Raw genomic sequence first — 19,497 nt, 5'->3', positions numbered from 1 at the left:
CTTAAGACGAATTTAGACTATGAACCGTTTCTCGTCACCACGTGCGACTGTCCGTTACCAGGTTACCCGGACGGCTGACAGGGGGCGAATTTCGCCACCAGGTTGACTCGAGAGCGCGACCGGCTACGCCGCCCGCGCTTCGCCTCGATGTTTTTGCTATTCAGTGACGACGGCGACTGCATCCTCGCAGGTGTAGCCCAGGGCTTCGGCGACCTCGGGGCAGGTCACCTTGCCGAACGCGACATTCAGGCCACGACGCAGATGTTCGTCGTCGGTAAGCGCCTTGCGCCAGCCCTGGTCGGCGATTTGCAGAACAAAGGGAAGGGTCGCGTTATTCAACGCATAGGTGGACGTGCGCGGCACACCGCCAGGCATGTTTGCGACACAGTAGTGGACGACTTCGCCAACTTTGTACGTGGGGTCCGCGTGAGTGGTGGGCCTCGCTGTTTCGCAGCATCCTCCCTGGTCGATCGCGACATCGACGATAACGGAGCCGGGGCTCATCGCATCAACCATCTTGCGCGTGACGAGCTTGGGCGCAGTGGCGCCGGGCACGAGCACGCCGCCGATCACGAGGTCGGCATCGAGCACGTATCGTTCGATGTTGTCCTGATTCGAATACACGGTGATCACGCGTGCACCCAGCAGCCGGTCCATGCGTCGCAGCGCATCGACATTGCGGTCGATTACGACGACCTGCGCACCGGTGCCGACAGCCATCTGCGCGGCATTGGTGCCGACCACGCCGGCGCCGAGGATCGCAATTTTCGCGGAGGGCACGCCGGCCACGCCGCCGAGCAGGATGCCTTTGCCACCGTGCGCGCGTTCCAGACTGAACGCGCCCGCCTGAATCGACATGCGGCCCGCCACTTCGGACATGGGCGCGAGCAGAGGCAGTCCGCCGCCGCGTTGCGTGACAGTCTCATAGGCGATGCAGATCGCGTTGCTCCGGACAAGATCGGCGCACTGCTCGGGGTCGGGCGCGAGGTGCAAATAGGTGAAAAGAATCTGTCCTCGGCGCAGCATCGCACGCTCGGGCGCCTGGGGCTCTTTCACCTTGACGATCATGTCGGCAGCGGCAAACACCGCTTCTGCGCTGGACGCAACCTGCGCGCCCGCGGCGCGGTACGCGTCGTCCGTTGCGCCGATGCCTGCGCCAGCACCCGTCTCGACGTCCACGCTGTGTCCGTGCGCGACGATCTCTCGCACGGAAGACGGCGTGAGTCCGACACGATACTCGTGGTTCTTGATCTCCTTCGGAACGCCTATGTGCATATTGCCTCCTGGATGGGACTGCCGGTCTGCCGCGAAATGTTCTGATTCCTCAGACGCTCAGCACGAGCGGAGAGCGTTGGCGAGGGAGGCGCCGACGACGCTAACGCATGCAGGCGGCAGGAGCCACCGACTACCCGAATTCACCAGTTGGCGACGCCATCACCGGGCGCCTGCCAAGCAGAAGGATGTGAGGGGTAGCATCGGAACGGGATGCGTGCGGAAACCGAGCGTGACGTAGGTGCTAAGTCCTGCTACGAGTAGTGATTTCCACAATACTATCGGCGGCGTGGTAGGGGTTGTTAATGTAATTGTGGTGAAATTTGGTTGAAACACCTGAATACAGCGAGGTGTGTCCAACACCTTACATCGCAGGACTAAGGGTATGTATCTAGTCCTGCTTTCTCGATGTCTTCTCCCTGTTTTCTCCCTGTCTCCCGGCGCTACGCTGACACCCATTTCCTGCGAAAGTACGCAACCCGAAGAGACAGTCAAGGCACATGAAGGGCTGCAGATTGCCCACGGGCCGACGCGACTGCGCCCGCTCCGGATTCACTAGTTGCGCACGCGCTGTCGCGAGCCGCGACATTTCTTATCATGTTGTCCTCCGGGTTTCGCGCCGCAAACAATTTCACCCTCGGATCCTGTTCGATGATCCTAAGGAGTGTCAGTTGACTCTTCCGGTTATCGTCTGTTGCGTTTCGTCGAACGGCCGCCGCAAGATAGCCCAGCGATACAGAGCGCCCGGAAGAATCATATTTAAAATAATTGATCAACCCCATTCCGGCGTAGGCGTTTGCATCTGTCCCATCCAGATGAATGGCCTTGGAGAGTTCGTTCTCAGACTGAAGATATACGCTATCTCTTTTCGCGCTGTCGCACATCTCGAAGCCGATTTGATAGAGATAGTTTCCTAGTGCGTAATGCGCATAAGCCGATTCTGGCTTGAGATCCACCGCCTTTTGGTAAATGCTCTGTATCTCGTCAATATCGCATTTTTCCGAATCCTTCATGCATTCATTCAATTCGATGCCAGCGAGGTTGTCCATCGATGTCGAGGTGTTTGCGATGCGGTAGTATTTTTTGGCCGCAACGATGTCCCCACGCTTTTCGGCAAGATAACCTTTCAGATTCCAGGCAGCCTGGATTTTTCGGCTATCCGGCGGATAGGTAGACAGTATCTCGTCCACTCGGTCCTCGGCTTCGTAATATTTGCTATCTACGATGAGAGCCGTTGTGACCAGATATAAGTCAATCTTCTCCATTATGTCCATGGAAATTTGCCGCATCGCATGATCGAGACCGGTGTTTATATCGTTTGCATATATGGTCTGTTTTCGCAATGCCCTTCCATTCATTCGGAAGGCAACGGTGAACGACTGGCCTGATGAGTCGTTGGAGATAATTTCTCCATTTATTGAATGGTGCCAGCTTTCGGGGAGGTAGGAATTTATCCATGCTACGAGCTTCTGGGTCGACATGCCCGTGGTGGGAATTGTAATATCAGGGGGTTCTCTGGGCGGCCCCTGAAGTTGCTGCGAAGCATCGGCGACGATTTTTTGTATGTTGTCGCTCAATCGTTCAGAAACAGCGGTCGAAGAAAGGCCACGTTCCAGAAGCGTTTTCGGTACGTCTATCGTAGTGATCGTGAATCCATCCGGCTGATAGATACCCTCGAGTATTGAAACGATGACCCCGACTCCCAGGAGAAAGCCGAGGACGAGGGTTACCCAAGGCAGCAGTTTCCGCTTCGCGATTTGCGGAATTGTGCGTGACGGCCGCTTTTTCACTTGCCGGCGACGAAACACGGTCTTGCCACCACGGGAGAACGGATCCTGGGTAGGGACTGGCATTGTGGTCTCCGGAGAGCTTTCGTTCTTCGATCGACGGCGATTGCGCTTACGGCAGCTTCTCTAAAGTAGGCGATGGTCTATCACGTGTCAAATACGCACGCGTGTCATGGATAACAGATAGTGCTTGAACAGACTCTTCAAGTCGCCTATATCCATAGGCAGTACGTACAGAATGACGATAACGGCACGTCGAGCAGGGAGCGCTTAAGAACTGAATCCCTTGAGTCGTTGAAGAACACTATGGCGGCAAGTGTGCCGTGATTTTCAAAAATTGCCGTTTCAGTAATCCATCGCGGTTCACATCGTGACGGGCAGTCTCACTGCGTTCAATGCTGGCACAGGAGGGCGGAATGAGACGGACCCTGGCGCATAAACGCTATCGGCCGTGACGCCGCGATGTAGCTGCGCATGTTGCAGCATCGGTTGAAAACAGTGAGGACATAATGAACAAGATTATCCGGCTGTTTCGTCGAATCACCAGCCTCAAAATTCGTTTGAAAAACCCGGCCGTCGGATGTGCAATCGCGTTGCCCTTCGTACTGCTTTCGGCGTGCTCGACCCCCGCCGTATATAAGCCTGCCGATCTACCCGGCAATCCAACGGGTACCGTAAAGCCGCTAAGTATGTATGTCGGGAAAGACGTAACAAACATCAAACTGATTTTTATCCACGGAGTGGGCGACTTCTGTCCAGGATATGCACTCAGCGGCGACAGCAAGACCGAAGGCTGGCTCGGTAATGACATGGCACGCAAGATTGGCCTCGACCCGGGGACAAGTGAACCCGTCGCCCAGAACCGGATATACAGCAACGAGTTCCTGACGCCCTCGGAAGGGAAGCCGCATCCCTACGATGAGCAATCCTTTGTTGCGCTCAGCGCGCAGAACTTTACGTATCAGCCCACAAAGACACCTGTCGAAGCCATCGAGGTGACATGGTCGCCGCTGACGCAATGGGTCAAGAATGACCGGCTCCGGGACGATTTCACCGAACCGGGTTTTTTTTCGTGTTTGGACGTCGATGAGAGTTACCCGGCACAGCCGCCTTCGAGACTGCTACTGAACCGCGTCGTAAAGGAAAATATTCTGGATCGGAAAATGGCGGACGCAGCCATCTATATGGGCCAGTACCACACCGTTATGCAACTGGGAATGGCGGATGCGCTGTGTCATGCATTAACCGGGCAAGAGGTCGCGCCGCTCAATCCGGCGGGTCCCAACCCCGCGTGCGATTGGAGGGAGGCTCGCGTGGATCCCGGAACACTGTATATCTTCGTGACTCACAGCCTCGGCAGCAGGCTGCTGTATGACACGCTGCTAGGCCTGCTGGGAAAGAACGCGCCGGGTGTGGATCAATCAGCGCTCACGCGGGAATTCCCCGGCGCCACGCGTTACGTGCATGGAATGTTGGCGAATACGCCCGTCATCTACATGATGGCCAACCAGCTCACATTCCTCGGGATGGCCAACATCACGGCGCAGGATACGTCGAAGACTGCTACGCACAAGCCGGCGGTCGGTGTGGGGGGGCAGCCAGCCGCGGCTGCGGATCAGGGGCCGTGCACTGACGTCATCTGCCTTCTCGCTTCAGCGAAGGCCGAATCCGTCCCGGCGGCTACACTGAAATCCGTCCCGGCGGCGAGTCCCAAACTGGACGTTGTGGCATTCAGCGATACGGACGATCTGCTGTCATGGTCGATTCCCCCCGAGTATGAACGCGATCCGTTGCAATTCGTGAACGTCTATGTGCGCAACGCGACTCGCTTCCTTGTCGTCGAAAATCCGGTTTCAGCGCACGGGGGATACTTTACGAGCAAAGCGGTGTGGGACGTTATCCGGTGCGGCGCGCAGGGTTCTACCGTGACCCCTTGCTAGGAGTCCGACGTGTTGTATCGGTTGAGGCGGGTGCAACGGTTCGCCGTTAGCCCGCCGCCCGCATTGCCCGATACTCACGCCGCACGATATCCATCAGTTCTTCGACCGACGTACTCGCGGCCTCGCGCTGATAAGTCACACGTCCACGCTGCATCAGCATCACCCGATCCGCGATATCGAGCGTCTGCGCGTAGTTGTGCATGATCATGACGATCGACAACCCCCCTTTGTTCTTGAGCCGAAGAATCAGATCGATAATCAGCCCAGCCTCACGGGCACCCATCGCGGCGAGCGGTTCGTCGAGCAGCAAGATCTTCGCATTCGAATTGACCGCACGAGCGACCGCGATAGCCTGCCGCTGTCCACCGGAAAGCTGCTCGACCGGCAGATCGACCGAGGGCACATGCACGCCGATTTCCTCAAGACACTCAGCGGCGCGCTCACGCATCGCGCGATTGTTCAACAAACGAAACGGCCCCCGGCGAATGATCTCGCGGTTCAAAAACATGTTGTGATAGATGCTCAACGAGTTGGCCAGCGCCAGATCCTGGTAGACGCATTCAATGCCGAGCGAGCGGGCGTGATCGACAGAACGAAGCAACGTCTCCTCGCCACCGATAAACAGCTTGCCGCTGGTCTGCTGATGAAAGCCCGTCAGAATCTTGATCAACGTCGATTTGCCCGCGCCGTTGTCGCCAAGCACGCCAAGAATCTCACCCTGTCTGAGTGTTAGCGATACGCCATCGAGCGCGGTGACCGCGCCGAAACGCTTGACGATATCTTCGCCGCGCAGCGCTTCCAGCACCCCCTGCACCTCGGCCATCACAACTCTCCCTTGCGCGCGAGACGAACCACGTGGATGTTGAAGATCATGGCCCCGAGAATCGCCGCGCCGAGAATCATGTTGAAGGTGAACGCGTTGATGCCGATCAGCGTGAAGCCGTCGTTGAGAATGCCGAGTACCGCCGCACCGATCAGTCCACCAATGATCGTGCCCGATCCACCGGCGAGCGGCGTGCCGCCAATCACGGCAGCGGCCACCGCAAGAAACATGATCTGATTACCGCCTGCTTGCGGATCGATCGATGTGATACGAAAACCTTCCAGAATCCCGGTCAACCCGGCAAGCACAGCGGCAATAATGAAATTGCCGAGCTTCAGACGCCTGACCTGTATCCCCGCTTCGCTCGCGCCAAGCTGATTCGCTCCCGACGCGATCGTATGCAAACCCCAGCGCGTGTGACGAAGCAACACATGCATGAAGGCGGCAATGGCAAGTGTCCAGATGATCTCGCTGTAACCCCATCCGCCCATGAACGCGGCTAACGCGGAATCTTCCGGTGGCGAAACCGGCGTGCCCCGCGAGATCGTCAGCGTGAGGCCGTTCACGAAGAACAAAGTGCCGAGCGTCGTCACGAACGAGGGGATGCGCAGATACACCGTCACCGCGCCGTTGATCAAACCGACGAGGCCCGCTGCAATCACGCCGATAATGATCGCGAGCCAAGCGGGCACGCCGGCTTCGATGGCGAAATACATGATGAAAGGCGCAAACGCAAAGACCATTCCGGCGGAAAGATCGATCTCCCCGCCGATCATCAGCATGATTTCGCCAAAGGCAATGATCGCGACCGGAGCGATGAATTGCGAGAGATTCTGAAGACTCGCGCTAGTCAGCAGGAAGTCGTGGTTGACGCTCTCGAAGTAGATGCTGAGGATCAGCGCGACCGCAAAGATGCGAATTTCGCTGGACCGTCCGAGCGCGCTTGACCAGCGCCTCGGACGTATTGTGGTTTTTTGAACGTCCGTCACGGGAGAGGTCACCCTTTGATCGCACCCGTGCGTGGCACGATCTGGGCTTTCGTGCTCTTGCCTTCATAACGCGTCGACGTGGTCAGATACGGGTCGACGGTGCCCTTGGTGACGAACTTCAGACCCGTGTTGACATTGGCCGGCCCGACCAGCCCACCGGAGGCGAGAAAGATGAACGCCTCCACGACGGTATAAAAACCCTGCACGTACGGCTGCTGGTCGATCGTGAAGTCGAGGAAGCCCTCGTGAATCAGATCGACCGTGCGCGGCAACAGATCGAAGCCACCGCCGTGCACGCCTTTGGACGGCAGATTGGATTCCTTCATCACCTCGGCGACGCCCTGGGTGCTGCCCGCGTCCACGGCAAACATGCCTTTGAGATCCTGGTGGCCGAGAAAGAAGGACTTGATCTTCGAGAGTTCTTCGTTGACGGTCGCGCCGGTGGCGATGGTCTGCACGTCGATCTTCTTGCCCGATTTCTTGATCGCGGCCGCGGCGCCGTCAAGCCGCGGCTGAATGTTGAGCTGGCCCGGCGTAGCGATAAAGAGCGCGACGAGGCCGCTGTCGATGAGGTTTGAGATTCGCTCGCCCATCTGATAGCCAGACAGATAGAGATCCTGACCGATATAGGCGAGGCGCGGATTCGTCGAACCTGACGGCGCATCGGCGTTATAAGCGAAGACTGGAATGCCGGCGTCGAGCGCGGCCTGGATGGGCTTGTCGAACGCCTTCGGGTCGACGATCGGTACGGCAATGGCGTCGGCTTTCGCGGCGATCGCCGCGTTGACCGCGTTGACCATTTCGCCGATGTCGGCATTGGCCGAGCCGGTCCACTGGTAGTCCATTCCCAGCATGGCAGTCGCATCCTGGATGCCGTATTGCGTGGGAACGAAGAACGGATTCGTCGTGACGTGGTTGACGAAGACGATTTTCCAGCGCTTGTGGGCCGGGAACGAACCGCCTTCGGCCGCCATGGCCGGTGTGATCATGCCACCCATTCCAGCCATGCCGCCCATGAGCGCGAGGGCCGCAGAGAGGCCCGCGCCCTGCAACAATCCCCGACGCGTGCCTTGCACTTCGTCTTTGTCTTCCTTCGCTTGCGCCATTTCAATCTCCCGTCTCTCAATTAGTGAACACTTCACTGTCCATGACGGCGCAAGCAGGAAAAGCTCCGGCAAGAACAGCACCGGAGCCGGGCATCATTTCTTTCATGAAACCCACGTGCACGCGCGTACGCATGACAACCCACCAGAAAATGCTATATCACGCCCTTTTACCTACTAATCGATGTATACCCTTAACTAGTCGGACTAATTAAATTTTTGCGGTGCAGCGCGGCCTTTCGTCTGCGTGTCCGGCGATGCGGCGCAACACGATGATGGAACAGACCGGCCTTGTTCAGCGCGGGCCATAGGTAGCCGAATTGGTCTGCACAACGTGCCGGTTGAATAGTATGACTATCAACTTACCGCATGAAAGAGGAGTGACGGGAGCGTCCGCTGCGCTCTGCCCGATGGTTCGGCGAGGACTCAGCCGCCAGATTCGGATCAGGGTTGCGTCTGAAACTGGCCGCCGGTTTCCAGAACGCTCTCGGCGTCCGCGCGCGCATTGTCGAGCTGGACCAGGCTTGCCTGTCGCGCGCCCAGCGGGTCACGGCTCTGGATTGCGGTGAGAATCGCCTTGTGACGCGGCAATGACAGTGAATGCGTGTCGGGATGGCGACTCGTCAACTTGATCGATTCCGACAAGGCAAGCGACAGCATGTTGCCAATATAGGCCAGCAGGTCGTTATGCGTGGCGGCCATGATGGCGCGGTGAAACTCGAGATCTGGATTCAGCAGCGCGCTTGCGGTATCCGCACGTTCCATCTGCTCGTACGCCGATGCAATGCGCGCAAGATCCTCGCTTGTCGCGGCCGTGGCGGCGAGTGCCGCCGCCGCGGGTTCGATCACGCGGCGCACGGTCAGCAGCGAACCGAAGAACTCGCCTTCCGGAACACTGTTGATGGTCCAGAACAGGACGTCGGGGTCCAGCATGTGCCAATCGGCGCGAGGTTTCACCACACTGCCCACACGCGGTTTCGACACGACCAGCCCTTTTGCCACGAGCACACGGGTGGCTTCGCGCAGCACGGGGCGGCTCACGCCATAGCGCTCGCACAGCACCGTCTCGGCAGGCAGGCGTTGGCCCGGCTGTACTTTCCCGCCGACGATCTCCATGCCGAGCTCCTGCACAATGCGACCGTGCAAGCTCTTGCGCTGTTGCAGATGACGGTAGTCCATGGTCGGCGATCGCGGTCGTGTCCGGCGCAGTCTGGTGCCGGTCCGTGCAGCGTTCTGGATGGCGCTTGCCTTGTTGTCGGCACGGAGGCGGGTTGTTTTCTTGCAGACAGGTTACTGATCCAAGCATAGCACGCGATATTCGGCGTGCCGCCTGGTGTCAGTGCCGATGCTGCACTCGCATCGATGATGCAGCCGCATCGCCCTGAAAAGGGGGCGAGCTCGCTGCCTAACGAAGACGCTCAGTTTCCGTTCGCGCCACCTGCATAGCCAGTTCGGTGACGCCGGCCGCGGATCGGATGCGCAGCGTTCCGCCAAGCCGCTGCGCGCGCGCCTGCATGCTGCGCATGCCGGTCCCGGCATGTTGCTGGAGCGCGCCGGGATCGAAGCCGATTCCGTTGTCGCGAACGGCGAGTGCGAGTGTCCGCTCGTCGCTGTGCAGGTCGATCTCAACCTGGCTTGCGCGGCTGTGTCTGAAGACGTTGGTCAGGGCTTCCTGAAGAATCCGCATGACGTCGATACTCTTTGAGGCAGGCAGGTAACACTCGTCAAGACCGGCGATCGACCAGCGGCATGCTATGCCGTGGTTCTCCAGCAGGCTCGTAAGGCGGTGCCGCAGCGGACCGATCTGATCGGCCAGCGGGGATTCGCCGGGCCGCTGGTTAGAAGCCGTATCGATGATGATGCGCAGATCGTCGCGCAGTTCTTTCAGAATCGACAGGAAGCGTCCGGACGGAATGCCGTGGGGTGTGTGCTCGAGAGTGGCAATGCTGCTAACAAGCGTGCCGCCTAAGCCGTCGTGGAGATCGTGGGCGAGATTGAGCCGTTCGTTGAGCCTGACATTGGCGACTTCGAGTTCGTGCTTGCGGTGCAGCGTGGTCGCCAGTTCGCCCCTGGCTGCGTCGACTGTGATGCTCAACTCTTCGTTGAATCGCTCGATGCGGCGCAGATTGGCGACGAAATTCCAGGCCAGCACCAGCGCCATACCGATCATCTGCAATTGCGAGGTGAGGGCGGAGTAGTAGCGATTGTCGTGAAAGATGCCGAGAAACGTCAGCAGGTCATGCACCCCGGCGGCCAGGAAAATGGCGATGCAAATCGACAGGATGCGATGATCGGTGCGGCCGTGACGCCACGCGACGTAGACAAACGCAAAGCAGGTTGAGAAAAAGCTGCAGGCTTGCGCGATTGTCAGGACAGCGCGTGTTGCGCCCGCATGGCTGTGCGGCGTCACGAGCATGACCGCCGTGCCCACGGCCACGAGTAGCCAGAGTACGGTCTCGATGCGTGGCAAACGCCGCTCGCAAAAACGTATCGAGAACATCGTGAATGCGGCGCTGTAAATCATCAACGCGATCGAGTTGGCGCTTTCCCAGGCGTCGGTGCTGGCAAACGGCCATGGGCTGGTTGCCAACTGGTTGAGCGCCACCCACCACCACGCGATCGACATCAAACTGAACCAGCCATACACGGCTTCCTGCCGTCGCATCAGCCATAACGCGAAAAAGAAACACCCGAGCGTGGCTGTTACCGCAAGGCTGGAGAGTTGCAGATCGTGGCGCAGCCAGTATTCGGTTTCGTAACGACGTTCAAGCACGGCTGGATCGCCGATCGACACGTTTCCAAGTCCGGGTTGATACTGCGAGAGCCCCGACACGCGGATGAGCAGTGTATTGGTGCCTTCCCGCAGCAAGGGAGGGCTCAGGACCTGGTAGCGAGGTACGTTCCAGGCGCGCGTCAACGGTTCAACCAGGTGCCGGTCGCGTGTCAGCAAGCTGCCGTTGAGATAAGTCGCGCCGGCCATGTTCAGGTAGTCGAGCATCAGCGCGGCGGGATGCGCCACATCGGCTTGCTGCCACGAGAGCCGGTACCAGACGACGCCGTCGAACTCGGGCCAGCGCGAGGACCAGTCGTCGGGTAGCGATACGGGAACCCAGCCTGTCGATGGCGGGTTGTCGGCCTGCCAGTCCGAGCGGGCTGCTTCGATGCGAAGATGGACGAGGGTGTCGGAGGGGTGCGTTGGCACGGCGGCCGACGCACCAGCGTGGAACGTGATGAAGCTGCAGATCAGGGCAACAAGCCATGCGTACGGGCTTCGAATACGGCCTGCGTGCGAGAGTTGACCGCCAGTTTCTTGTAGATGTTCTTGACGTGACATTCGACCGTTAGCCTGGACAGGGATAGCACATCGGAAATCTCACGATTGGTGAGCCCCTTGTTGACCAGCACCAGGATTTCGATTTCCCTCGGACTGAGCGGCGAGCGCGTCGGCGGTTTCGCATTCGTCGCGTTAGGGCGCCTGGCGAGTCCGGTCAGATCGAGAATACGTCGGGCAACGAACGGGTCGATGGGCGCGCCGCCACGCAACGCGCTGCGGATCGACATCGCGATTTCAACGTCGTCGCGTTCCTTGAGCAGGTAGCCCGTTGCACCCGCCTGGAGGGCGGTCACGATCACCTGCTCGGTGCTCCAGGCGGAGATTACCAGAATCGGTAATGCCTCATCCTGCCCATGCAAGGCACGGATCAGATCGATGCCGTTGCCGTCCGGGAGGCCGACGTCGACCAGCAGCATCGCGAACGGTTGGCTGGCCAGCAGCGCGTTGGCTTCGGCAATGCTGCCCGCGAATGACAGGATGTCGTCCGTGTAACCCAGAGTGGCGAGGATTGCGCGCAGCCGGACCTGCATCGGGGGTTCGTCCTCGACGATGAGGAGTGGGCCGGGTAGGACGGATTCGATGGTGTCGGACGAAGCTTGCGCCATAGGGGCTGCGTAGGAGGAGTGAACCGGTGGGGGAATTGCCGGAACAGCCGGCAACGCTCAACCGACGACAGCGGCAATAGTGACATGGATTCATGACGGTATTCCAGTCGCATCGCGCTGGCTATACCTGGAATCAAGTATCCTCTGCCTCGCAGGTTTCTGTGCCCACTAACGCTTATTCTGACCGATGCATAAACGGCGCCCCGTATTTCGCTTCCTCACGATTGCCGTTTGCACGGCATTGATCGCCACGCGTGCTAGCGCCGGGCTTCCGGCTACGCATCCGAAAGACTCGCCCGCGTTGATCCCGGTGTGTCTCACGGTCTTCACTCACGAATGCGGCCTGCTCGATCGCAAAGGTCACTGGGCCGTCGAGCCGCGCCCGGGCAACTTCTATGCGATGGACGACGTGTGGGTCACCAATACGCCGTCCGGAAGAGCGGGGTTGCTCGACGCAAAGGGCCAGCAGTTAATCGCGCCGGGCTTCGAATACATTGGTCATTTCCGTAACGGAATCGCGCCTGCGTCGCGCTGGGACAATCCCAGGATGGGTTACATCGACATCCATGGCAATTGGGTGCTGCCACAAATTTTCGAGGCGGCCGCCGAGTTCAGCGATGGGGTGGCCGCGGTCCGCCGGGCCGGACAGACGCAGGATGTCTATATCGATCCGCAGGGCGCCCAGGCCGTTCCGGGCACCTATGAGCGCGCCGGCGCGTTCGCGTATGGCGTCGCCGAGATCACTCGTGGCGAGGTCAATCAACAGGAGATCGCGTTGATCGACCGGCAAGGCCGGGTGATCTTGCCGTGGATGCAGCGCTACCACTTCCAGGCGGTGCTGCCGGACCGGGTCGTCGACGACGGTCCTTCCGGGCCGATCCTGCGCAACAGCAAGGGCGAGGTTCTGTTCACCACCAAGGGCGGTGGCGAGGCAGTGGAAGGCAGGCTTTTCTACACGCTCGATGACGGTGCGAGCATTGGTCTCCTGGATCTGCAAACGGCGAAGCCCGTGGTCGAACCGCGCAAGGACTGGCAAGGCGGCAGCACCTTCTCGGACGGTGTGGCGTGGGTTCACATCCGGACTTCCACGCAACCCGAGACTTATACGTTGATCGACCGGCAGGGGCGGGACGTGTTGCCCGCGGCTCAGTACGAGAGCGTCATGCCGTTCGCCGACGGGGTGAGCGTGGTGAGGTACCCCGGCAAAGGCTGGCAACTGATCGACCGGCAGGGCCACGCGCTGATTGCCCCTGTGTCGCTAGATGGGTCGATCGATACCGCCTGGGACGACAGTGCGCAGACGCCGCGAGCCGGGGATGTTTGGCAGGTCAGCTATCCTGATCCGCCGCATGATCTGCGCGCCACGGAGTGGGTCGATTTGAGCGGCCGGAAGCTCGTGAGCGTGAAGCATATCGACTGCGGAATTCAGGTGGTGCTGAACGGCGCCGGCGAGACGATCTGGCCGCGCGACGTTGCCGCCACCTGCGCGGTCGCGCGGCAGCAAGCCGGCACACCGGCACCCGAGGATGCGGCCGTGCCGGCGGACCGGATTGCCGCGGTCAGGCTTGCGAAAGCGCGGGAGTCCGTGGATGCGCAAGTCGATGTGATGCAACGCGAGTCGGGGCGCACGGGCCTCGGCTCGATGCCGCAACTCGCCGGGCCGCCGCCGGAGCTATGGAACGATCCCGCCTGGCAGCATGGTCCGCGCACGGTGCGCCTTGCCGGACCGGCGAGCCTGGTGCTGCCCGCGGGGTTCCGCTATCTCGCGCCGGAAGCGGTGCGTGCGTTGCGCGATCGCCTGGTCGCCGGCGGCATGATGAGCGCGAGCAAGGCCAAGGAGGCTGAGACCTTGCCGATGGCTATCCTGGCGCCGGATGATGCGACCTGGAAGATGAGCGTGCTGTTGATGGAGCAGGGGCACATCGATACCGATCACGTCGATCTCGACCCGGAGACGCTGCGCAAGAACATGGAAGATCACACGACCAATATTCTTGCGCAGACGCACGACGCTCAGCCGACGATTCATAACATTAGCTGGGTGCGTCAACCGCGTTGGGATGCGAGCGAGCATCGCCTCGACTGGATTTACAAGGATTTCACCATTGGCGGCGCCGGTGGGGGAAGCGCTGTGTATCTGGCGACCGCGACGCTTGGTCGACGGTGGACCGCGGCTATGCAGATCGTCATAGGTGGTGCTGACAACGAAGATCGCGCACTGATCGCCCAGGAGTCGTTCGACACGCTGATTAAGGGCGTGACTTTCGATGCCGGCGAAACTTATGCGGACGTCCAGCCAGGAGACAAGCGCGCGGCGCTCGGACTGACGGGGTATATCGAAGGGCCGCAGACACCGGAGGAGAAGCGCTTTCCCGAGCAGTTGCAGCATGCGCAGGAAAGGCACTTCTGGAGCAGTGTGTTGACGCGGGTGCTGCCGGTACTTGCGTTGGGGCTTCTTGCCTTGGGCGTGAGGGGGCGTGGTAAAAGGAAGTGACGGGGTCTGGTTTCTCGCAGAGTGGCGCGACGGCTCAAAATTTTTCGAGTGCTTGCGGGGTGAACAACAGCAAGCGGAAAGTGTTTAGGTTTATACGACGCCTGCCCACATCTGCTTGTGGCGCTCGACCGTGTTCGTGATTGAGGGAATCTTCGTTGGTTATTCTCATTGTCATGTTGCGTACTCCATATAAATTTGCCAGCACTAGCGTGATTCATGGGATTAAACGTGCGCGGCGTCAACTTTGATGCCTGTCAATCTCTTCAATGGTTTCTGATTTATCTCGTCTCCGACTCTACAAACAAAGCTAGGCTTTCAGGAAAAGTTTGTTCAACCCTGAAGGAGACCGGCGCATGAAGCAAGACTCGACCAACGAAATCACCTATCTGCTTGCCACAATCGGCTCACTCACCGAGAGAGGCGGCCGTGTCACTACGGCGACGAGAGGTTCCGCCATCGCGAGTCTGGGCATGGCACGTGTCGGCGACGTAGCCACATACCCAGACGGTAGTGTGCTCGACAACGAGGATGTGATTAACGATAGCCCAGACCGTCGGGATCGTGCGGTCGCGTTTGTGCCCGTTCGCTCCAGCATTTCAGTTCACTGATCCGACACCAGCCAACGGAGTGACAGCGTATGAGACTAGCTCTGGTTCGACATGGCGATCGGACAACCACTCGCGGTTTTGTGATGGCCTTTTCATCCACCATGCACGATGACGGGAAAAAGATCGCGCTGTCTGGCGACAAGGCAACCTGTGGAAACTGCAAAGGCGCCTACTGGATCTACGGAACCGGCGAGGGCGTTTCTGAAGGTGGCCGCGTTGCGGTCGTGCATGGTGACAAGGTGCTATGCCCCTGCGGTAACAATCGCGTGATCGCTGACAGCGATGCCGGTTGCCACCTGGATCGGGAAAGCGAAGCGTCTCTACCCAGCCGGGCCAATTGCGGCAGTGCAGTCGCCGCTCATTCGACGAACGCCAATTTTGATGAGCAGGTCCGCTCTGTAACCGCCCGAGCGGTTTTGAACGGCTATCCGTATTTCATCGAGACCGGAGACGGCCGGACCTTTTCTGGTCGTACCGATGCGGACGGCAACTTGCCCCGCGTCGATACACAGGAAGTCAACGACTACACGGTCTACTGGGGCGATGCCGCCCTTGCGAAACAACCGGGACACTGACAATGCCGAACAAACCGACTGTGGTTCGAACCAACTCGACACCTGGTTCCATCAAGGTAGTGGAACTGAGAGCGCTGACGTTTCAGGAACTGTGGGACAACTATCCGTCGGGGGACCCTTATGACGATCCAACCGGGGAATACAAGAATCAATGCGCTATACGGATGAGTGTCACGTTCCATCGGGTCGGAAGCGAAATGAAGTCGTTTTCGCAAAAGCTGGTTAAACCGATGCCAGGGAAGGCTACGCTCGGGCGAATCCTACTCGACGGCAAGCCCACGGCTACCCGAGCATACGAGTTAGGCGAATGGTTGCGGCTACGTCCATTCGGTGGACTTCCGAACGCAGAGGACATTACCGGCTCTGCTTGGGAAGCAAAGGTTAAAGGTCGGACGGGTATCATCCTGTTCTATGGGTATTGGCGACAAGAGGGCGACTCGCCAGACAACCTGAGCGGCGGCCACATCGACCTCTGGAACGGAGCACGATTGACCATAAGTGGCCCGATAGACTCTATAGCTACCATTAGCAGACGATTTGGCCTCAACTCCTTTGCTTCGGGCACACCGTTCGGATTTTCGGATTTGCGCCAATCGAAGAAAATACTGTTTTGGGAAATCAAGTGAAGAGATTAGCCGCGCTTCTGGTGTTCGCTGTGACCGGGACATTCACCGGAACGATTGCCGGTTGCATAGTGCTCACCTTCGCGCCGGCGTGTGGATACGACTGCGAAAATCGGTCATTCGGTATATGGTTCCTCATAGCCGTCACGTGTTTCGTAGGGTTCACGTTGTTTGGGTACTTGTTCACGCGCGGTGCTCGATTGACCTCCAGAAGAGTGTCCTTGGTCGCTGTCCTTTCGACGGTGACGGTACTGTTTGGGGCGACCTGCTTTTATGTAGTCAACCTTCACAGACATTACGCGGATGCCGAAGCTGCACGTCCAGTAAGTGCAAACTTCGATTTCATGCGCATGTCCATAGCGACGCGCGACGTGCAGTCGTACACGAAGGTGGATAAGGGAGCAGTGAAACCGCTCGTCGTCATACCGCAATGGGAACGATGCGCGCTAGATGGTGCGTGGTGCGATACGAAACCAAGGCAAGCGCATCTGCTGTGCAAAGCTGGCGTGGTCTACGTGAATGAAGCCGACTGGTCAGCGTTCGCCCTTATCCCCAAGGAGGATCTTCGCGGATCAATGCCTATGAAGTCGATGAACCTTTGTGCACCTGGCAATATTCTCGATAACTGATTCGTTGAAATTCTGGTTGGTCGTCATCGTGCAGAGAAAAGGCGCGATCGCTCGCGCCTTTTTCATCGCAGCGGTGTGGTGGCCACTAGTGGTCGTCAGAGTTGCGCGGTCAACATCGGCCTCCGGCAGTTGATCAGCCTTTGCCTACGCTCCTCGATCGAAGCAACGAAGGCCGCTTAACGCTCCGGACCGGCCGTTCGTCGCGTGTCGGCGGCGAACTTGAGCAAGTCAAAGCAGATTCCGTTCTGGGAAATGAAATGAAGCGGCTATGGGGCACTTTGCTTGCCACGGCAACCGGGTTTGCCATGGCATTGCTTCTAGGCGATTTGGGTCGGCTGAACCACTGGCCGGAAAAGCCATATCACGGATGTTACGAAATTGATGCTTGTGACGTCCCTTGGTGGATTTTGACAATCTTCGTTTTATGGCTTTTGGGTCCATCCATGATCTATGGATTTGTCGGTTACGTCGGTCTCAGCCGAAAATGGTCGACTGGCCGATGGATTGTCACCGGGTCAATTCTGTTTTTTGGAACGGTTGCCTTCTACCTATCTTGGTACGCCTACAGAGCGTTTATTTAAGTGCGGGGGAGTTGTCGCAACGACGATCTTGGCAATCACGCTTACGACTGTCAGTTGAACGTCTCTTCATGGCTGAACGGCGCTTTATCCCCCGGTGCCGGAGGCGTGCTGTGACCACAGGCGATTAAACAGCGTCGGCTCAATGAGGCGAGCGTTGAACTGGGTATCTGAATTTATCTCGGCCAATGGCGGGACAGGCAGCTTCCCAAGCTGAGTTCCCATTTCCGACTTGTGACCATCGGCGTATCCAACCCGGCCGTCGCGGAAGAACTCGAGCTTGCGAACTTCATAACGCTCGTTGTCAAGCTGCGAGACGAGTCGAATTGGTTCCGCCTCGAAATCGTGTGTCCATGCAACATCGATAAATATCAGCTGGAACGCCTCGTCCATCTTTCCCTCCTCGTGCGTTTGCCCCGACCTGTTTCGGCACTGTCATTGTCGACGATTCGCGCGGCGGAGTCGACGCGCCGTTCCTGGCCGATCCCGGTCCGATGGCAAGTTTTCCTCAACCGGCAAGTTGATCATTGGCGGTACTCGTCCACGGCCACGTAAGGCAAGCGTTAGCGATGCACGGCAGCGCAACTAAAGCACTCGACGCCGCAGCCGAAGAGGCTTGGAAGATTCCCAACAGTTGGACAATCCCAACCACAAAAACTAGGGAGTACACCGCGTTCACACCAAATGCTAAAAATCTCAGCCAACGACGTGACCATGCGCGAAACGCGCAAATGGCCAGGGCAAACGGCGCGATCACCAGCGAATGATAGAAAGCCACTTCATGATATCGCAACGCGGAATTAGCCATTCCGATCACGATGGCGCCTGCTATCAGCCAGTTTGCGCAAAGAACCACGAATCGCATACTGATGCTCCCTACATTAAAGCCTGCGAATTAATAACGGCACGATATGGCTGGAGCAGCAATTGTCACTAGTCCTGGCGAATCAGTCGACCGTCTCTTCATGGCCGCGCTGCGTCGCACGACCGAGGACGACGGTCATTCTCACTTTAAGCACGCGGCTTGGCGTTCATACATAGCTTGCGAATAGGGAAGGAGATCGTCGTCGTAACGGGCGCTGTATTTTCCGTAGCCGACGAACTCGTAGTAAGTGTTCATCGCCTGAATATGTGACGATGCCCAGAACGTCCATACCCATTCACTGCCAGGTTCGTTGAGGCTCCGAGCGGCGTCTCCGTCCGGCCCATGCGGGATGCATGCGGGAAGATAGTTGCCGCGCCCGTCTGGGCAATACCAAACTTCATGAAGGTAACCTAGCGCCTTCGTCATCCAATGCCGTCCTCATGGCTTTTCCTTTGGGTGCGCGAATTGTCGACGATTGTCCGGGAGACGTCGAGTGGCACAAACTGGCCGAACCCGGAAGTTCGGCTACCGCGCGTCAGGCTCCTATCCCAACCTCGCCGCGAATTTCCCTTGTCGACCCACAAGGGACAGTCGTCGCGCTTGAAAGCGGTCACTCATTCCTTCGTAGCCGAGCGACGTCAACACAAAGTCGTCCGGCTAGATATCGGTCAACCATCCCTCCATCCTCATTCGCTCACGAACCGCCTCCGCGCGCCAAGTCGTCAAGACGTCGCGGGCAGTGTGGTAGGCCCTGTCAGAGAGCCAAGGTTTGACTGACTCAAACCGTTCCAACCAGAACCGTCCTGCGGTGGATGGAGCGTCCGCCTGATGCAATGCGCTATCGACGATATTTGCCGCTTCCAGTTCCAAAAGTGCAGCGAACGTCGGTTCATCAAGTTCCGCGCGGGTTCCAAGGGATGGAAGAGGAACCGAGTAAGAACCTGCCGCTTGGGCAGAGAAGAGCGCATGACGATCCGCCAGGCAAAAGAGATAGACAAGCGCCTCGGCCTCTTCGCCAATGATCTCCCGTATCTCTGGGCGTCGCTCCAGCGAGACGGCTCTTTCACGAAACTCTTCAGTCCCATAGATACTGTGAAAGGCACCGGCTGCAACTAGAGCGCGTGGGCTGCCCCATGTCGTAAGCCATCTGCTGGTCTCGACAAGATGCGATGTGAGCGGTCTTCCAAAATGAAAAATCTGATCGGTGCCGAACTTGCGGACTTCGCGTTGTAGTTGCTCAAGCATGAGCCCTCTCACGGTCAACGGTGCTGA

Annotated in this window: 19 protein-coding genes; 7 read left to right on the top strand and 12 right to left on the bottom strand. The window is 58.6% G+C overall.

Annotated features, from left to right (window positions below; genetic code table 11):
- Nucleotides 1-156 precede the first annotated feature (156 nt).
- Complete coding sequence (gene ald / locus PQR67_RS27135; protein ID WP_408465924.1) at nt 157-1,275, bottom strand: alanine dehydrogenase; 1,119 nt, start codon at nt 1,273-1,275, stop codon at nt 157-159.
- Between the two features lie 488 nt (nt 1,276-1,763).
- The gene (locus PQR67_RS27130; protein ID WP_408465923.1) at nt 1,764-3,125 is read right to left on the bottom strand and encodes a tetratricopeptide repeat protein; all 1,362 of its coding nucleotides are present in this window, start codon (nt 3,123-3,125) and stop codon (nt 1,764-1,766) included.
- A gap of 443 nt (nt 3,126-3,568) precedes the next feature.
- On the opposite strand from PQR67_RS27130, the gene PQR67_RS27125 reads away from it, so the two are divergent.
- A complete protein-coding gene (locus tag PQR67_RS27125) occupies nt 3,569-4,999 on the top strand; it encodes a hypothetical protein (protein ID WP_408465922.1) in 1,431 nt (476 codons plus the stop codon).
- Nucleotides 5,000-5,045: 46 nt separating this feature from the next.
- Here the strand turns inward: PQR67_RS27125 and PQR67_RS27120 are convergent, their stop codons facing one another.
- The 6 genes from PQR67_RS27120 to PQR67_RS27095 form a co-directional block, all read right to left on the bottom strand.
- Nucleotides 5,046-5,822, bottom strand: a complete 777-nt coding sequence (locus tag PQR67_RS27120) for an ATP-binding cassette domain-containing protein (protein WP_408465921.1) — start codon at nt 5,820-5,822, stop codon at nt 5,046-5,048.
- Complete coding sequence (locus PQR67_RS27115) at nt 5,822-6,811, bottom strand: ABC transporter permease (protein ID WP_408465920.1); 990 nt, start codon at nt 6,809-6,811, stop codon at nt 5,822-5,824. The genes PQR67_RS27120 and PQR67_RS27115 overlap by 1 nt, the downstream gene beginning before the upstream one ends.
- Nucleotides 6,812-6,819: 8 nt before the next feature.
- Nucleotides 6,820-7,917 carry a sugar ABC transporter substrate-binding protein gene (locus PQR67_RS27110; RefSeq protein WP_408465919.1) on the bottom strand — a complete coding sequence of 366 codons (1,098 nt, stop codon included), beginning with the start codon at nt 7,915-7,917 and terminating at the stop codon, nt 6,820-6,822.
- A 441-nt stretch (nt 7,918-8,358) separates the two neighbouring features.
- On the bottom strand, nt 8,359-9,093 hold the full coding sequence (locus PQR67_RS27105; protein WP_408465918.1) for a FadR/GntR family transcriptional regulator: 735 nt from the start codon (nt 9,091-9,093) through the stop codon (nt 8,359-8,361).
- A 226-nt stretch (nt 9,094-9,319) separates the two neighbouring features.
- Complete coding sequence (locus PQR67_RS27100; RefSeq protein ID WP_408465917.1) at nt 9,320-11,116, bottom strand: sensor histidine kinase; 1,797 nt, start codon at nt 11,114-11,116, stop codon at nt 9,320-9,322.
- A 41-nt stretch (nt 11,117-11,157) separates the two neighbouring features.
- Nucleotides 11,158-11,853: a response regulator transcription factor gene (locus PQR67_RS27095; protein ID WP_408465916.1), complete on the bottom strand. Its 696-nt coding sequence runs from the start codon at nt 11,851-11,853 to the stop codon at nt 11,158-11,160.
- Between the two features lie 187 nt (nt 11,854-12,040).
- Between PQR67_RS27095 and PQR67_RS27090 the strand changes: the two genes are divergently transcribed.
- The 6 genes from PQR67_RS27090 (at nt 12,041) to PQR67_RS27065 (ending at nt 17,363) form a co-directional block, all read left to right on the top strand.
- The gene (locus PQR67_RS27090; RefSeq protein ID WP_408465915.1) at nt 12,041-14,347 is read left to right on the top strand and encodes a DUF2167 domain-containing protein; all 2,307 of its coding nucleotides are present in this window, start codon (nt 12,041-12,043) and stop codon (nt 14,345-14,347) included.
- Between the two features lie 353 nt (nt 14,348-14,700).
- A complete protein-coding gene (locus PQR67_RS27085) occupies nt 14,701-14,955 on the top strand; it encodes a hypothetical protein (RefSeq protein WP_408465914.1) in 255 nt (84 codons plus the stop codon).
- A 29-nt stretch (nt 14,956-14,984) separates the two neighbouring features.
- Nucleotides 14,985-15,530 carry a PAAR domain-containing protein gene (locus PQR67_RS27080; protein ID WP_408465913.1) on the top strand — a complete coding sequence of 182 codons (546 nt, stop codon included), beginning with the start codon at nt 14,985-14,987 and terminating at the stop codon, nt 15,528-15,530.
- A 2-nt stretch (nt 15,531-15,532) separates the two neighbouring features.
- Entirely contained in the window at nt 15,533-16,156 is a 624-nt protein-coding gene (locus PQR67_RS27075; protein ID WP_408465912.1) for a type VI secretion system amidase effector protein Tae4, read from the top strand.
- Nucleotides 16,157-16,374: 218 nt separating this feature from the next.
- The gene (locus PQR67_RS27070) at nt 16,375-16,782 is read left to right on the top strand and encodes a hypothetical protein (protein WP_408465911.1); all 408 of its coding nucleotides are present in this window, start codon (nt 16,375-16,377) and stop codon (nt 16,780-16,782) included.
- A gap of 140 nt (nt 16,783-16,922) precedes the next feature.
- Nucleotides 16,923-17,363 carry a hypothetical protein gene (locus tag PQR67_RS27065; RefSeq protein WP_408465910.1) on the top strand — a complete coding sequence of 147 codons (441 nt, stop codon included), beginning with the start codon at nt 16,923-16,925 and terminating at the stop codon, nt 17,361-17,363.
- Between the two features lie 84 nt (nt 17,364-17,447).
- Here PQR67_RS27065 and PQR67_RS27060 read toward each other — a convergent pair whose 3' ends face one another.
- From PQR67_RS27060 to PQR67_RS27045, 4 genes are all read right to left on the bottom strand, one after another.
- Nucleotides 17,448-17,753 carry a DUF6881 domain-containing protein gene (locus PQR67_RS27060; RefSeq protein ID WP_408465909.1) on the bottom strand — a complete coding sequence of 102 codons (306 nt, stop codon included), beginning with the start codon at nt 17,751-17,753 and terminating at the stop codon, nt 17,448-17,450.
- A gap of 115 nt (nt 17,754-17,868) precedes the next feature.
- Nucleotides 17,869-18,225 (bottom strand): hypothetical protein, encoded by a 357-nt coding sequence (locus PQR67_RS27055; protein ID WP_408465907.1) that lies wholly within the window; start codon nt 18,223-18,225, stop codon nt 17,869-17,871.
- A gap of 141 nt (nt 18,226-18,366) precedes the next feature.
- Nucleotides 18,367-18,651 carry a hypothetical protein gene (locus tag PQR67_RS27050; protein WP_408465905.1) on the bottom strand — a complete coding sequence of 95 codons (285 nt, stop codon included), beginning with the start codon at nt 18,649-18,651 and terminating at the stop codon, nt 18,367-18,369.
- Nucleotides 18,652-18,882: 231 nt separating this feature from the next.
- Entirely contained in the window at nt 18,883-19,470 is a 588-nt protein-coding gene (locus tag PQR67_RS27045) for a DUF6817 domain-containing protein (protein WP_408465903.1), read from the bottom strand.
- Nucleotides 19,471-19,497 lie beyond the last annotated feature (27 nt).

Origin of the sequence: Paraburkholderia fungorum, from assembly GCF_046026025.1 — a bacterium.
Taxonomy (GTDB): domain Bacteria; phylum Pseudomonadota; class Gammaproteobacteria; order Burkholderiales; family Burkholderiaceae; genus Paraburkholderia; species Paraburkholderia fungorum_E.
The sequence above is the reverse complement of the archived record's forward strand: the minus strand, read 5'-3'. Positions and strand labels throughout refer to the sequence as shown.

Excerpts from the sequence above, each read along its gene's own strand:
- PQR67_RS27080 (WP_408465913.1), top strand. The coding sequence starts at position 14,985 with ATGAGACTAGCTCTGGTTCGACATGGCGATCGGACAACCACTCGCGGT.
- PQR67_RS27130 (WP_408465923.1), bottom strand. The coding sequence starts at position 3,125 with ATGCCAGTCCCTACCCAGGATCCGTTCTCCCGTGGTGGCAAGACCGTG.
- ald (WP_408465924.1), bottom strand. The coding sequence starts at position 1,275 with ATGCACATAGGCGTTCCGAAGGAGATCAAGAACCACGAGTATCGTGTC.
- PQR67_RS27105 (WP_408465918.1), bottom strand. The coding sequence starts at position 9,093 with ATGGACTACCGTCATCTGCAACAGCGCAAGAGCTTGCACGGTCGCATT.
- PQR67_RS27055 (WP_408465907.1), bottom strand. The coding sequence starts at position 18,225 with ATGCGATTCGTGGTTCTTTGCGCAAACTGGCTGATAGCAGGCGCCATC.
- PQR67_RS27060 (WP_408465909.1), bottom strand. The coding sequence starts at position 17,753 with ATGGACGAGGCGTTCCAGCTGATATTTATCGATGTTGCATGGACACAC.
- PQR67_RS27125 (WP_408465922.1), top strand. The coding sequence starts at position 3,569 with ATGAACAAGATTATCCGGCTGTTTCGTCGAATCACCAGCCTCAAAATT.
- PQR67_RS27045 (WP_408465903.1), bottom strand. The coding sequence starts at position 19,470 with ATGCTTGAGCAACTACAACGCGAAGTCCGCAAGTTCGGCACCGATCAG.
- PQR67_RS27110 (WP_408465919.1), bottom strand. The coding sequence starts at position 7,917 with ATGGCGCAAGCGAAGGAAGACAAAGACGAAGTGCAAGGCACGCGTCGG.
- PQR67_RS27120 (WP_408465921.1), bottom strand. The coding sequence starts at position 5,822 with ATGGCCGAGGTGCAGGGGGTGCTGGAAGCGCTGCGCGGCGAAGATATC.
- PQR67_RS27075 (WP_408465912.1), top strand. The coding sequence starts at position 15,533 with ATGCCGAACAAACCGACTGTGGTTCGAACCAACTCGACACCTGGTTCC.
- PQR67_RS27095 (WP_408465916.1), bottom strand. The coding sequence starts at position 11,853 with ATGGCGCAAGCTTCGTCCGACACCATCGAATCCGTCCTACCCGGCCCA.
- PQR67_RS27085 (WP_408465914.1), top strand. The coding sequence starts at position 14,701 with ATGAAGCAAGACTCGACCAACGAAATCACCTATCTGCTTGCCACAATC.
- PQR67_RS27090 (WP_408465915.1), top strand. The coding sequence starts at position 12,041 with ATGCATAAACGGCGCCCCGTATTTCGCTTCCTCACGATTGCCGTTTGC.
- PQR67_RS27050 (WP_408465905.1), bottom strand. The coding sequence starts at position 18,651 with ATGACGAAGGCGCTAGGTTACCTTCATGAAGTTTGGTATTGCCCAGAC.